The organism is Pseudoalteromonas piscicida (assembly GCF_002744175.1).
Taxonomy (GTDB): Bacteria; Pseudomonadota; Gammaproteobacteria; order Enterobacterales; family Alteromonadaceae; genus Pseudoalteromonas; species Pseudoalteromonas piscicida_B.
Genome location: NZ_NKHF01000074.1, coordinates 1 through 12,340 on the forward strand (window position 1 = coordinate 1; position 12,340 = coordinate 12,340).

The 12,340-nt window shown below is 41.8% G+C and carries 12 protein-coding genes and 2 pseudogenes; 4 read left to right on the forward strand and 10 right to left on the reverse strand.

Annotated features, from left to right (window positions below; all coding sequences use genetic code 11):
* Positions 1–134: 134 nt before the first annotated feature.
* The 10 genes and pseudogenes from CEX98_RS15820 to CEX98_RS15860 form a co-directional block, all read right to left on the reverse strand.
* Positions 135–404 carry a Txe/YoeB family addiction module toxin gene (locus tag CEX98_RS15820; RefSeq protein ID WP_172439786.1) on the reverse strand — a complete coding sequence of 90 codons (270 nt, stop codon included), beginning with the start codon at positions 402–404 and terminating at the stop codon, positions 135–137.
* Complete coding sequence (locus tag CEX98_RS15825; protein ID WP_084885790.1) at positions 397–651, reverse strand: type II toxin-antitoxin system Phd/YefM family antitoxin; 255 nt, start codon at positions 649–651, stop codon at positions 397–399. The genes CEX98_RS15820 and CEX98_RS15825 overlap by 8 nt, the downstream gene beginning before the upstream one ends.
* A 126-nt stretch (positions 652–777) precedes the next feature.
* A pseudogene (locus CEX98_RS23315) lies at positions 778–964 on the reverse strand (IS30 family transposase); the annotation flags it as partial.
* 399 nt (positions 965–1,363) lie between these two features.
* On the reverse strand, positions 1,364–1,792 hold the full coding sequence (locus tag CEX98_RS15835; protein WP_099643004.1) for a hypothetical protein: 429 nt from the start codon (positions 1,790–1,792) through the stop codon (positions 1,364–1,366).
* 114 nt (positions 1,793–1,906) lie between these two features.
* Entirely contained in the window at positions 1,907–2,164 is a 258-nt protein-coding gene (locus CEX98_RS15840) for a hypothetical protein (protein WP_099643005.1), read from the reverse strand.
* Positions 2,165–2,278: 114 nt separating this feature from the next.
* Complete coding sequence (locus CEX98_RS15845) at positions 2,279–2,689, reverse strand: ExbD/TolR family protein (protein ID WP_099643006.1); 411 nt, start codon at positions 2,687–2,689, stop codon at positions 2,279–2,281.
* A 93-nt stretch (positions 2,690–2,782) separates the two neighbouring features.
* Positions 2,783–3,193, reverse strand: coding sequence for a DUF2185 domain-containing protein (locus tag CEX98_RS15850; protein WP_242441729.1), 411 nt, complete (start codon positions 3,191–3,193; stop codon positions 2,783–2,785).
* Positions 3,194–3,229: 36 nt separating this feature from the next.
* Complete coding sequence (locus CEX98_RS23320; protein WP_242441730.1) at positions 3,230–3,397, reverse strand: hypothetical protein; 168 nt, start codon at positions 3,395–3,397, stop codon at positions 3,230–3,232.
* Between the two features lie 372 nt (positions 3,398–3,769).
* Positions 3,770–4,261: pseudogene (locus CEX98_RS15855) on the reverse strand (IS91 family transposase); the annotation flags it as partial.
* Positions 4,262–4,285: 24 nt separating this feature from the next.
* Positions 4,286–4,891 (reverse strand): DUF2057 domain-containing protein, encoded by a 606-nt coding sequence (locus tag CEX98_RS15860; RefSeq protein ID WP_099643007.1) that lies wholly within the window; start codon positions 4,889–4,891, stop codon positions 4,286–4,288.
* Positions 4,892–5,059: 168 nt separating this feature from the next.
* Here CEX98_RS15860 and CEX98_RS15865 point away from each other — a divergent pair, with 168 nt between their 5' ends.
* The 4 genes from CEX98_RS15865 to CEX98_RS15880 all read left to right on the forward strand — a co-directional run bounded on the left by CEX98_RS15865 (position 5,060) and on the right by CEX98_RS15880 (position 12,251).
* The gene (locus CEX98_RS15865; protein WP_099643008.1) at positions 5,060–5,431 is read left to right on the forward strand and encodes a histidine triad nucleotide-binding protein; all 372 of its coding nucleotides are present in this window, start codon (positions 5,060–5,062) and stop codon (positions 5,429–5,431) included.
* 228 nt (positions 5,432–5,659) lie between these two features.
* Positions 5,660–6,316 carry a helix-turn-helix transcriptional regulator gene (locus CEX98_RS15870; protein ID WP_099643009.1) on the forward strand — a complete coding sequence of 219 codons (657 nt, stop codon included), beginning with the start codon at positions 5,660–5,662 and terminating at the stop codon, positions 6,314–6,316.
* 136 nt (positions 6,317–6,452) lie between these two features.
* Entirely contained in the window at positions 6,453–8,612 is a 2,160-nt protein-coding gene (locus tag CEX98_RS15875) for an ATP-binding protein (RefSeq protein WP_099643010.1), read from the forward strand.
* 300 nt (positions 8,613–8,912) lie between these two features.
* Positions 8,913–12,251, forward strand: a complete 3,339-nt coding sequence (locus tag CEX98_RS15880) for an amidohydrolase family protein (RefSeq protein WP_099643011.1) — start codon at positions 8,913–8,915, stop codon at positions 12,249–12,251.
* Positions 12,252–12,340: the final 89 nt, after the last annotated feature.

The following is a 12,340-nucleotide window of genomic DNA, read 5'->3' on the forward strand; positions in this document are numbered from 1 at the left end:
GTTAAGGTGTGAGCAACGCAACACCTAAGTCCCTGCATACCACCTAAAACATTAAACGCAACGCATAGTAAAAATGCCACGCATTGCGAATCACTCTTAAATGCTTTGTTAGATGCCAGTTCGCTGAACCTGGTTTAGTAGTGGTAACGACATGAAATTATTGTTATCGCTTGATCATCGACTGCGTAAACAAGCCTATTAGTATCATCAATACGACGAGACCAAAAACCTGATAAGTTCTCTTTTAACGGTTCTGGTTTACCTATGCCCTCAAATGGAGAACGCTTAACATCATTGATGAGTTTGTTGATGCGCTTGAGTGTTTTCTTGTCTTGAGTTTGCCAATATGAGTAATCATCCCAAGCGTCATCAGTCCACGATAGTAAACGCTGGCTACTACTCATCAATTAACTCTCGTGCTGTTGTTTTACCAGCACGGTACTGTGTTATAGAACGGTTTAGGTGTTCAGCATTTTGAGGAGAGCGTAGTAAGTGCACTGTCTCCATAAGGCTATTGTAATAGTCTAGAGACATAACCACAGCATCTTCAGAATCACGGCGTGTAATAACTGTTGTATCAGCGTCATTAACTACGCCGTCCAAAACAGCTTTAAGACCATTTCTAGCTTCAGTAAAAGATACGATTCTCATAATAACCTCCACATGTACATTTAATGGAACAAGTATAAACTTCACCATCCTACTTGTACAGTAAATTGAACATGCGATATTCATAAGGCCCGAATTCAACTTTGAAGTGCGACACTCTTTCCAAAATTAAGCAGCCTGCGTCATTTCTTTGAATACCACGACTGGCTGCTTAAAACTCAAACACTTTCTTGGCCGATAATTTATCCGCGACATCGGCGAAATCAACATCCGCATCACTTACTTCTCTCAAATCGGTGCCTTTCTTTATATATTGCCGTAGCAGGCCATTTGCATTTTCGTTTGCTCCACGCTCATCAAAACGGCTGAAACTTGCTCCGGGCTCCAATCTGCTTGCAGCAATATTCAGATAAAGCCGATACGTTTTTGAGGAATTCGGTATATCTGTGCTGCTTTACGCTTCCCCGTAGCCATTACATGCGCCGAATCAGGGCAATAGGGCTCCTTTCACTTTATACCTATTTAACTCTCGATAAACGGTGGAGCGATGGCATTTTATTTTTTGGCGATCTCAGTAGCAGAGAACCCCTCTTCCAATAATATGGAAATCTGGTATCTTCTGCCCTCGGTCAACTGCCGATATCTCATGATAGTACTGCTTGTTTCTTTGGCGAGAAGAGCGTACCACTTTCAGCAGTTGGCTTCCTCTTCTACGCGATCCCAGAGTGTCGCACTTATTATCTGAAATCAGTTGTTATAAGCATTGCTTCACATTGGCTTCAATATACTTAACAATCGAGGGGACGCTGTAACTTTTTAAATAGTTTGTTCCGCATTTACTAGTGCATTGGTATGTAATTAAAACTGCTGCGTCGCCACCCGAATGAATAGTTTCGTGAAACCCGAGAATTACAGTTGCATCTAGCTCATTTACTTTTTCGAAGTTTGTTTTTGTAATGAATATTGGGTTTTCATTTAACCTGTACTCGACCACTGTTGAAACAGGAGTCCACTTTCCTTCGATGACTTTCGGGTAATTTAAACCAACAAATTCATCGGTTGGGCGCTCTAAAGTAAAGCCAAGGCAAAATGCATTTTTTGGTGTTAACTCAACGTCTGGCGGCACCATATCCGCAAAAGATGCAAATGAGAAAAAGTAAAATATTATTAGAATATTACGCATTGTTCTCCCTGTGCTTATAACGCTCGATTAACGGGTTAAAAGTCGTGGGCTAAAATTGAGCGAAGCGAAGAGCCCGCTGTTTTGATCCCTGTTTAATTGCTTGTTATAAACCTTTTAATCTCCGCCACCAGAGATATTTGAACTATCGCTTGAACCACCGCCGAAAGGCTTTGATGAGCCAAGAGGTATATCTTGTGAGCGGTGGAATAGCCACAACCCAATAGCTGCAAATACTGGAATTAGCCAAACAAGAATAATTTGAGCTACTTTTTGAAAAACTTCTAAATCGCTTCTCTTAGCCAAATAAATAGAAACAACTAAATTTAATAGAGCTACTAATGCTAAAATGATGAACCAGTAATTGTTTTCCATGCTGTCCCCTTGGCTTACAACGCCGTTGTAAACGGCAAAAAATAGTTGGCTAAAATTTGTGAAGCACGAACAAAGCCAACCGTTATTTGTCCGCATTTACAACTTTGTTATAAGTCAGCCCAAACAATATGGGCTACTCCATTTTTCATTTAACAATGACGAAACTGAAATACTATTTTTTACTGGCACATTTTCCGCTATGTATACCCACGCATATTCAGCTTCAAATTTACCTTGTAAGTTATATACATATTTATTGAGCTCGGTAACATCATTAATGTCGAAAATTACCTTTCCTCCAAATGGGAAAAAGCTTACAGTTCCGTCATTTTCAATCGCAATTTTTATAGGTGCATTATTGCTACACCAATTTGCAAATTGACCACATTTTTCAACTGAACTGCCTTTTATTACTGAAATTGCAGATTCTCTTTGTAAAGGCAAAATTAAAACAAAGAAGATCAGCAACACAAAACTCAAGTCAATGTAAATACTAGATAAACCAAGTTCATTTTCTAGTTTCATACTCAACACCCAAACCTGACTTATCGCCGCCAGCAGGGGCAGACAAAGCGCGCAGCGGTTTGGCTGTCCCTCTGGCTGGCTTTGTTATCTGTTTTAGTCATGTAACTCGACGAAATTACCGTGCTCATCTTTCACTAATTCAACTCCCGCCTCTCGTTCTAGTAATGTAAGAATGCTGTCATCTTCACGAAGCACCGCACCTAACGAAACGCATGATAAATTATCAGCATCATCCATGTACTCTTCCGTCTCGTCACCGGCGGTAAACCTCCAGCCGCTATCATCTTCGTGATCTGGTTCTTCACGATATAGATAACCAACTGGTCTCCCTTCATAAAGGATGTTGTTCGTTACGAAACAACGCTTGATGTACTTTTCGGTTATTGAAGTAACTGGATCGTTTAGTTCTGTATCAATGATATGGCATTCGTTAAATTCAATTGGATCTTTATGTTTGAGATCTTTTATATATGCCGGATCATTGTCTAAGTATCCTGAAAACACGCCACCCTTAATATCGGTAATTTCTACCCACATTCTTTATGCTCCGGGAGCCTCGGGGTCATCAGATTCAAACTTAAATATTAATTTAGCCTGATTTCCGACTTGCAACTGTGACACGACTTCACATGATGGCTTATAAAAGGTGTACGGAAACTCGTCTACAATCTTCTGAGCATCTTCCAATTTCCAGCTTCTATTTTGCACGATCTCTCCGTTCTTGATTACAGATAACAATTTAGTATTTATGCGACACGCAGTTTGTGTTGCATAATCGCTTGTTGGACTGAGCCGCTACCTGCTCGGTGTGACAGAGTTGGTGTTGTTTATGCTATGGCTTACTTAGAACAAATAGGCTTTTTGGAGGCTCTCACTTTCCTAGCTAGTGTAATCAGTTTAGCTAGTGTAATCAGTTTAGCTAGTGTTATGTAAGCTTTCCCTGCATTGCTCAGCGCTTATTATGTTTTCATTACACCTAAATTTGCCTTAATAAGCAATTATATTTTTTACGCGTACAGAGGCCGCTAGTCTGAGCAATTAAGCAGGTTAACTAATTGATTTTAAGCAGCTATCTAGCTGCTAACTCGTTCGCTCAACTTTGGTCGTTGTTGCATCTAACTTGAATACGCCAATTAGCCGCAAAATACCTGCCTTACAATGCTGACAAGATCAATGCGGTATCAATGTCACGTTTTCTTCTATCTTTGGCCGCTTTGCTCTGCATGTGTATGACGCCTGCGGCCTTATCAGCGCTAACTTTCGCTTGCGACATGCATTGGCTAAAAAACCGTAATGCCGAATACGCATAAATCCTGTCGGTAGTACATGCTGCAAATAACGCCGTAAGAATTCATCATTACTCAGTGTCATCACTTTATCGCGATTATCATCTGCATAATCTCGGTATTTGAAGCTCACCGACTGTGCATTCGCTGTCACTAAACGTGATTCAGACATCACGCCTTTTCGGGTACACCGTGCTAGGTAACTTACTAGCTTTTCACTGTAAGCCAAACAGGCTTTGCTATACACCCACCACTTTGTTGGCGTGCTTATCTTCACGAGTGAAGTATTAAAATCACTCAGATAAAGCGCTTAATTGCCCTTTATTTTTTCCAAAAATAGACGTCTTTGTTCAGGCGTTGCTTGTTGCCACCAATAGTTCAACATACCAACCACATCTGGATGTGCTGATTTAGGCGCTGCAGGTGTCACTGTGCTAGTCATCGGGTTTGGTGCTGTAGAACTGCTATTTTTTACTGGCTTGGAAAGCTGATTGGATGCTGAAAGTTTAGGTCTTTCTTGGCTAACTACTAATGTTGTAGCCAATGACTCGTTTGGCGCTTGAAGCATCACCAAAGGTTGCTTAGCAAAAGCTTTAGCCGCGACCACATTGTCAGCGCGATTAAACTCAATCTGATATTCGCCTTCTTGGGTAATGCTTACCTTTGCCCAAAACGGTGCTGATTCTACCGTTTCATGATCGTCATAACCCACTTCATATAAATCGGTGTAGCGCATTTTTATCGCATAATTACCAGGCGCTAAGTCTAGCTCTCTCACCTTTGAGAAGAATGAGTGCTCAATGGTTTTATCTTCCACTTGCAGCGGAATTATTTCTTCAGGAAAGCTTAACAACGCAGCTTGTGCTAATGGGGTTAGCGCCAGCAAAGTAGTTGCAAGTGTCAGTCTTAAACGCATCGCTATTACTCCTTTCTCGTTCTCAATTCATTATGCTCTACATGAGAGTAATGCATAGAGAGTAATATCTCTACTGTTTTAAAGTCTTATTAAAACGTCGATAAACTGTTGAGTATCAACGAGAGTTCGTTATGCTTAACTGAATTACTAGCCTGTTAAGGAAAAACCATGAGTTCCGAGACTATTTTTACCAAAATTATTAATCGAGAGATCCCTGCCGACATCGTTTATGAAGATGAACAAGCATTGGCGTTTAAGGACATCAACCCACAAGCCCCATTTCATGTTTTGGTTATCCCAAAAACAGCTATTGCCACCATCAACGATGTAACAGAAGAAAATGCACACCTCGTTGGTCATTTATACGTGGTGGCTGCAAAGTTAGCAAAACAACACGGCTTTGCAGAAGACGGTTATCGAGCCGTAATGAACTGCAATGAGCATGGTGGTCAAACGGTATACCACTTACATCTCCATGTATTGGCAGGAAAAGAAATGGGTTGGCCACCGTATCAAAATACGAAAAAAGTACCACTCTAGATTATTCCATGTTAAGCAATGTAAATAAGTAAGTTATTAACCGATTTTTTTAAAAGCTTACTTATTTCAATAAATTACATTCTGATACATATTCTGTACATATTTTTGTTTTATTATTTCGCTTTGTTATATAGCGGATTTATCTATCTTGTACTAAAAATTCTAATACAAAAGGTCTGAATCCCGTGTTAGCATTGAATAATTGGAAAAAATTAGAGTGTGTCCAAAATGAGCAGTAGTGCTTTTTTGTTATTAGATAAAGAACCGGTTAACACCATTGGTATCAATGTGTTACAACCCTTATTAAAAACTCAAGGGCTAGATGTTACCACCGGAACAGATATATCAGAGGTGCCTGAAGGCACTCGATTGCTTTTCATCGAAACCGCAGTGAATGATTCTTGGGGAAAACTAAAAGAACAACTCGTCAATCTCAAGGTTAAATGCGACATCGTACTGTTTAATTTGGATGAAAATCCAGAACTCGCTAACCGCGCCCTGTTAAGTGGGATCCGTGGTGTTTTTTACACAACAGATAACGCTGATGTGTTAATGAAAGGGATCCGGTTACTGTTGGAGGATCAACTTTGGTATCGCCGTGATGTTATGTGTAATGTGTTGAATCGCATGCTGCAATTTAACAAAGATGCATTGCATAAACTCACCGAAGGCGATATTGAACCAGTTAAGCTAACTAAACGAGAAAAGGCAATAATCGCACTAATGAGTAAAGGTGCAAAAAATAAAGAAATCGCCGAATCGTTAAACATCAGCCCTCACACTGTTAAAACCCACCTTTATAGTGCATTTCGTAAAACCAAGTGTCGAAACCGAATTGAGCTATTATCTTGGGCGCAGCAAAATATTCCTGACGAAATACGTTAGTAATTACACTACGATTTGTCACGTCATGTGAAGCGTTAGTACAGTGTTCTTTTCATACTAGGTTACTAACGCTTTACTGCCTCAATGAATACCTCTATGCTAAGTTTTAATTCATATATAAAGCAGTCTTAGGTGCATGCTCGACCCAAAAACACTTTACCTCACCAGTCTCGCAATGACTGCAATGATGGCATTACTCACCTTTTTAACCTGGCGAGCAAATAAAGAGACTCCAGGTACACTGCTATACATTTTTTATCCTTTGGTTTTATTAGCTGCGATTTCTTCGTTTGCATTACATGGCTATCTAGACAACTGGAAAACCATTCCGTTAGCCAACACACTCCTGTTTGCAGCCTCTATCATTCACTGTATGGCCATTCGGCAATTTTTAGGCGTCAAAGGGCCTGCATTTAGGATCTTTTTGGTCGTGACCGCCGGTTTATTCATGCTGTTGATGTATAGCAGCATAGTCTCACCAGACTTAAGAGATAGAATGCTTATCTCAGATCTGCAGCATCTCGCTGAAGCAACTTTACTGCTTTATTTTTTCGGCAAATTTGCGCGTAAAAAATATCCCAATGGCAGCATTGTCTATATCACAATTCTTATTATTATCTTGTTGATATTTACTGGTAGAACCATTTTGATGGGTGAAGTTACACCATTCACTTTATTTAAAGAAAATTGGTTCAGTATTACCATCTTTTTCAATGGCGTCCTTGCCCCGATTTTCTACGCCACGGGGATGGCACTATTGTGTAACGAGCAAAGAGAACAAAACCTCAATAAATTAGCACTCAAAGCTCAGCAAGACTTGGAGCTTCGAGGTATGTTTTTATCCACTATCAGTCATGAGATCAGAACCCCGCTCAATGGCATATTAGGTAGCGCACAGCTTGTATTAGGGCGCACCAAAGATAGCAGAAACAAGGCCTACTGTGAGGCAATAGTTAATTCAGCAGAATCTCTTAACCTATTGATAGACAAAGTACTTGATTACGCCAGTTTAGAGCAAAGCGACGAAGCCTTGTATGAGGAAGATGTTGAGCTCAGAAGCTGGCTGCAAAACCTTTGTCTATTACTCAGCCCTTTAGCAGAACAAAAAAAGCTGAGATTTGAACTCGTTTATGAACTGCCAGATCAGGTCTGTTATTACTTTGACCAACAAAAACTCAGACAAATTTTGGTCAATTTAGTGGGAAATGCCATTAAATTTACCGACAAAGGTGAAGTGAAGCTCAAAGTTGAGATTTTAAAAGATCAACAAATTGAGCATAAGGTGCGTTTCAGCATCACCGATTCAGGTCCTGGCATCGACAAAGAAGACATCAACAAATTAACAGAACCTTATGTACAAAGCAGTGCGGGTAAAATCAAAGGGGGCACTGGTCTTGGCCTTGCTATTACTAGCCGTCTTCTCAACCGCTTAGGATCTCAACTTGAGATCCTAAGCGAGTTAAATAAAGGCAGCACATTTAGTTTTGATTTGCTGCTCAATATTGGTGAGCTGAGTTTAGTAGAGCAGCGGCCACAGCACGAAAATTGTATTACAGGTCTGAATGTATTACTGGTTGAAGATTTAGAGCTCAATCAAAAAATCGCCATCGAGTTTATGGCTGAAGATGAGCATAAGGTAAAATTAGCCACCGATGGTAAAAGCGCCATAGACATGCTCACGCAGCACCACTTTGATGTTGTACTGCTGGATATGAACCTACCCGATCTCTCAGGCCAAGAAGTGTTAAAACAACTTCAAAACTGTGAGCACAAAAATAAACGTACTCCCTTCCTTGCGTTTACCGCAAGCCTCAGTCCTGACGAGGTAAAAGAGTACCTAGCCCTCGGTATTCGCGATATTGTTGGCAAACCAATTAAACAAGAAAAGCTTCGCCAAGCCATCAGCGAGTCACAAACACCGAAAAAAGCGGCCATAAGCGTTGAGCTGCCCGATATTCTTTATGATGAGACCGCCGTAAATGCCCTAAAATCTGGTTTCAGTGAAGATGAAGTATCTTCTATTTACAACGAATTTGTGTTGTCAGCGCGTAATAAGCTTATTCATATTCAGCAGCTACTAGAACAAGATGAAGAACAATGCATTAGGCAGCTTCATCGCCAAGCAAGTACCGCGTTGCAACTTGGATTTAACCGTTACGGGTCAACGTTGAAGAAGGCCGAACGCCGTTTATTAGATGGTAAATCGTGTCACGATGAGCTCACTGATGCCATGACATTGTGGCAAGAAAGCTTGGCCGCTTACCTTAGCTTTGTTCGTAAAGAAGCCATGGGATAACCATTAAACGCAGGTTATTCGACATCGCTGCAAAACTTGTTCATGCTGAGCATAAACTTATACTAATTTGCTCAATGAAGTAATCTATTTTGAGGCGAGAAAACCTTTTGGTAACAAGATGAGAGTTTTGCTATTTAGTTGTTCTGCATAAGAAATTTTAAGGTAGTTAGCGCCTTATCGACTCTCCCAAAATGAGCAAATTTTAAGATTAAACGATATTACATTAACGATAATGTACCAAGGTTAATACGCCTATAGAGCTCACCTTGGACAAAAACTATAAAATAAAGGGAACAATCTATGTCTTTTTTTAAATCGCCATTAGCCGTTGCTATTGGTGCTGCGGTCATTGGCTTAGCCCAACCTGCTGTGGCTAACGAACCGGGTGCCGCGCCGCAAGCGGAAGAAAAATCAACTCAGGGCTGGGATGTACTAAACCCACCGGGTGACAAACAAACCATCACAATCGATACCAATGAAACAACATGGAGTAACTTGGACGTCAGCCCAGATGGCAAACATATTGTTTTTGATATGCTTGGCGACCTTTACATCATGCCAATTGGTGGTGGCAAAGCAACAGCGCTGACAGCAGACATGGGCTGGAACATTCAACCTAAGTTTTCGCCAGATGGTAAACATATCGCGTTTATCTCGGACCGTGCAGGCGGTGATAACCTTTGGGTCATGGATGTTGATGGCAGCAACCTGCGCCAAATTTCCAAAGAAGTAAACAACATTGTCCACAACCCGGCTTGGTCACCGGATGGTCAATACATAGCCGTAAAACAAGGGCAAGTAACGGGCCGTACAATACCTGGCGGTTCAATTCGTATGTACCACATCAGCGGTGGTAAAGGCGTGTTAGTACGAGAGCGGCTACATGGCGCCAAGTCGCAAAAAAACGTCGCAGAGCCTGCATTTTCTCATGATGGTAAGAAAATCTACTATTCAGTTGATGCCACTGCAGGCGTGCGCTGGGAGTACAACAAAAACTCTCTCGATTCCGTATTCGAAATTCGTAGTTGGGACTTGGCAACCGGCGAAGAAGAAACCGTGATCCGAGGCGCAGGTGGCGCTATTCGTCCAACTATCAGCCCAGATGGCAAGTCTATCGCATTCGTAAAACGCGAAGATGATGGCAAGGCTATGTTCGGCTCACTGTATATTAAAGACTTACAATCAGGTATTGAGACTCGAGTTTATTCGGGCCTTGATCGCGACTTACAAGAAGCCAATGGCGCACACGGTAACACCCCTTCATTTGCTTACACTCCAGATGGTAAGTCTTTGGTGTTTTGGGCTAAAGGTGTGTTCAATCGCGTCGATATCGGTTCCAAAGCCGTGAATGTTATCCCCACACGGGTTGTCGCTGAAAAGCAAATCACACCGGCCCTACGCTTTGCTGTGGATGTAGCGCCTGACACCTTCAAAGTAAAATTGGCACGTTGGTCGCAGGTTTCTCCTGATGGTGAAACGGCATTGTTCCAAGCGCTTGGATATCTTTACGTCAAAGATATTGCATCAGGAAAAGTAAAACGTCTAACCAAACAAACGGATCACTTTGAGTTCTACCCTAGCTACTCACGTGATGGCAAATCTATCGTTTACACTACATGGGATGATAAAGACCTAGGCACAGTGCGTGTCGTGTCTGCAAATGGTGGAAAAGGCAAAGTGATCACCGAAGAACCTGGTCATTATGTTTCACCGAGTTTCTCGCCAGACGGCAAGCAAGTTTTGTTTAAGAAAGTAACCGGTGGCTACTTACTCAACGGTGACTGGTCTATGCACCCTGGTATCTATCTTGTTGACGCCAAGGGCGGCAAAGCGACACGCATCATTCAACATGGTGACAACCCTCACTTCGGTGCGGATCCTGAGCGTATTTATTTCTCAACGATGAGCGATGAAACTCACAGAGAATTGAAGAGTGTCAACCTAAACGGTCAAGAAGCACGCAGCCACTTTAAAGGTGACTATGTATTTGACTTTAAAGTCTCACCAAATGGCCAATACGTTGCATTTATTGAGCATTTTAATACGTTCGTAGCACCATTCACCAGCACTGGCAAAACCTTATCTATTAATAAAGGTGAAAAAGCATTCCCAGTTAAGCAAGTGTCTAAATACTCGGGCGATTTCCTCAATTGGAAAGCAGATAGCAGTGCTCTGACTTGGGCCTTTGGTCCAACACTTTATCAACGCAAACTGACAGATACATTTGCATTTATTGATGGTGCATCTGAAAACACAGATGAGCTAACAGCTGAGGGTATCGATTTAAGCTTTGAGCAAAAAGCGGATAAGCCAGAAGGTATGCTGGCATTGGTTGGTGGTAAAGTGGTCACCATGCGTAATGCAGAGAAGGACCAAGAAATCATTGAAAATGGTGTCGTTCTGATTAAAGAAAACCGTATCGTTGCGGTTGGCAAGCAGGGTGAAGTAGATGTACCAAGTGCAGCAAAAGTCATGGATGTGAGTGGTAAAACCATTATTCCAGGTCTTATTGATGCCCACGCACACGGTAGCTACGGTAGCCGCAACCTGCAACCACAGCAGAACTGGAACCAATACTCAAACTTAAGCTTTGGCGTAACGACTATCCATGACCCTTCTAACAATTCAGCTGAGGTCTTCTCTATGGCTGAATTGCAAAAAGCAGGTCTAACCGTGGCGCCTAGAACCTACTCTGTTGGTCGAATTTTGTATGCAGGTCATGCACCAGGCTACAAAACACCGATCAGTAACCTTGAAGATGCAGAGTTTCATGTGAAGCGCTTAAAAGATGCTGGGGCAATCTCTGTTAAGAGTTACAATCACCCTCGCCGTGAAACACGTCAGCAAGTATTAGAAGCGGCGAAAAATATGGAAATCATGGTTGTGCCTGAAGGCGGTTCCAAATTCCAGCACAATATGAACATGATTGTAGATGGTCATACTGGCGTTGAACACGCCCTGCCAATCCCACATATTTACTCTGATATTGAACAGATGTGGGGACAGACAAACGTTGGCTTTACCCCAACGTTTGTAGTGGCCTATGGCGGGATTTCAGGTGAAGAATACTGGTATCAACATACCAACGTATGGGAAAACGAGCGTTTAATGAGCTTTGTTCCTGAGTATGTGGTTAAGCCAAGATCGATTCGTCCAAGTAAAGCGCCTGAGCGCCACTACAACCATATCAATGTTGCTGAAACGGCAAAACAACTGCGTGATAAAGGTGTTACTGTGCACATTGGTGCGCACGGTCAACGCGAAGGCCTAGCGGCACATTGGGAGTTATGGTCAATGGCACAAGGTGGCTTTACTCCTTGGCAGGCACTGCGTAGCGGAACCATTGATGGTGCAAAATATCTCGGCATGGACAATGACCTAGGTACTATCGAAAAGGGTAAACTGGCTGACTTAGCAATCATTGATGGCGATGTCCTGACTAATATCCGAGACTCTGAAAAAGTCGCATACACCGTGATCAATGGCCGCATTTATGATGCTGCTACCATGAACGAAGTTGGTAATTACGATAATAAACGTCAACCTTTCTTCTTCGAAAATGGCTCGCAAACACAAATGCACCCAGCAACCGCAGAATATATGGAAGAAAAAGCACATACATATCACTGGAAACACTAATCAATCGTTAATCACGTTTTAGTGACAGTTTATTTGTACAAGCCCAACTAATCTTTAGCTGGGCTTTTTTATTTTTTGGCTAGATCTTA

What these genes read in the sequence shown, in the direction of transcription:
- CEX98_RS15820 (WP_172439786.1), bottom strand. Translation starts at nt 404, where the DNA reads ATGAGTAGTAGCCAGCGTTTACTATCGTGGACTGATGACGCTTGGGAT.
- CEX98_RS15825 (WP_084885790.1), bottom strand. Translation starts at nt 651, where the DNA reads ATGAGAATCGTATCTTTTACTGAAGCTAGAAATGGTCTTAAAGCTGTT.
- CEX98_RS15835 (WP_099643004.1), bottom strand. Translation starts at nt 1,792, where the DNA reads ATGCGTAATATTCTAATAATATTTTACTTTTTCTCATTTGCATCTTTT.
- CEX98_RS15840 (WP_099643005.1), bottom strand. Translation starts at nt 2,164, where the DNA reads ATGGAAAACAATTACTGGTTCATCATTTTAGCATTAGTAGCTCTATTA.
- CEX98_RS15845 (WP_099643006.1), bottom strand. Translation starts at nt 2,689, where the DNA reads ATGAAACTAGAAAATGAACTTGGTTTATCTAGTATTTACATTGACTTG.
- CEX98_RS15860 (WP_099643007.1), bottom strand. Translation starts at nt 4,891, where the DNA reads ATGCGTTTAAGACTGACACTTGCAACTACTTTGCTGGCGCTAACCCCA.
- CEX98_RS15865 (WP_099643008.1), top strand. Translation starts at nt 5,060, where the DNA reads ATGAGTTCCGAGACTATTTTTACCAAAATTATTAATCGAGAGATCCCT.
- CEX98_RS15870 (WP_099643009.1), top strand. Translation starts at nt 5,660, where the DNA reads ATGAGCAGTAGTGCTTTTTTGTTATTAGATAAAGAACCGGTTAACACC.
- CEX98_RS15875 (WP_099643010.1), top strand. Translation starts at nt 6,453, where the DNA reads ATGCTCGACCCAAAAACACTTTACCTCACCAGTCTCGCAATGACTGCA.
- CEX98_RS15880 (WP_099643011.1), top strand. Translation starts at nt 8,913, where the DNA reads ATGTCTTTTTTTAAATCGCCATTAGCCGTTGCTATTGGTGCTGCGGTC.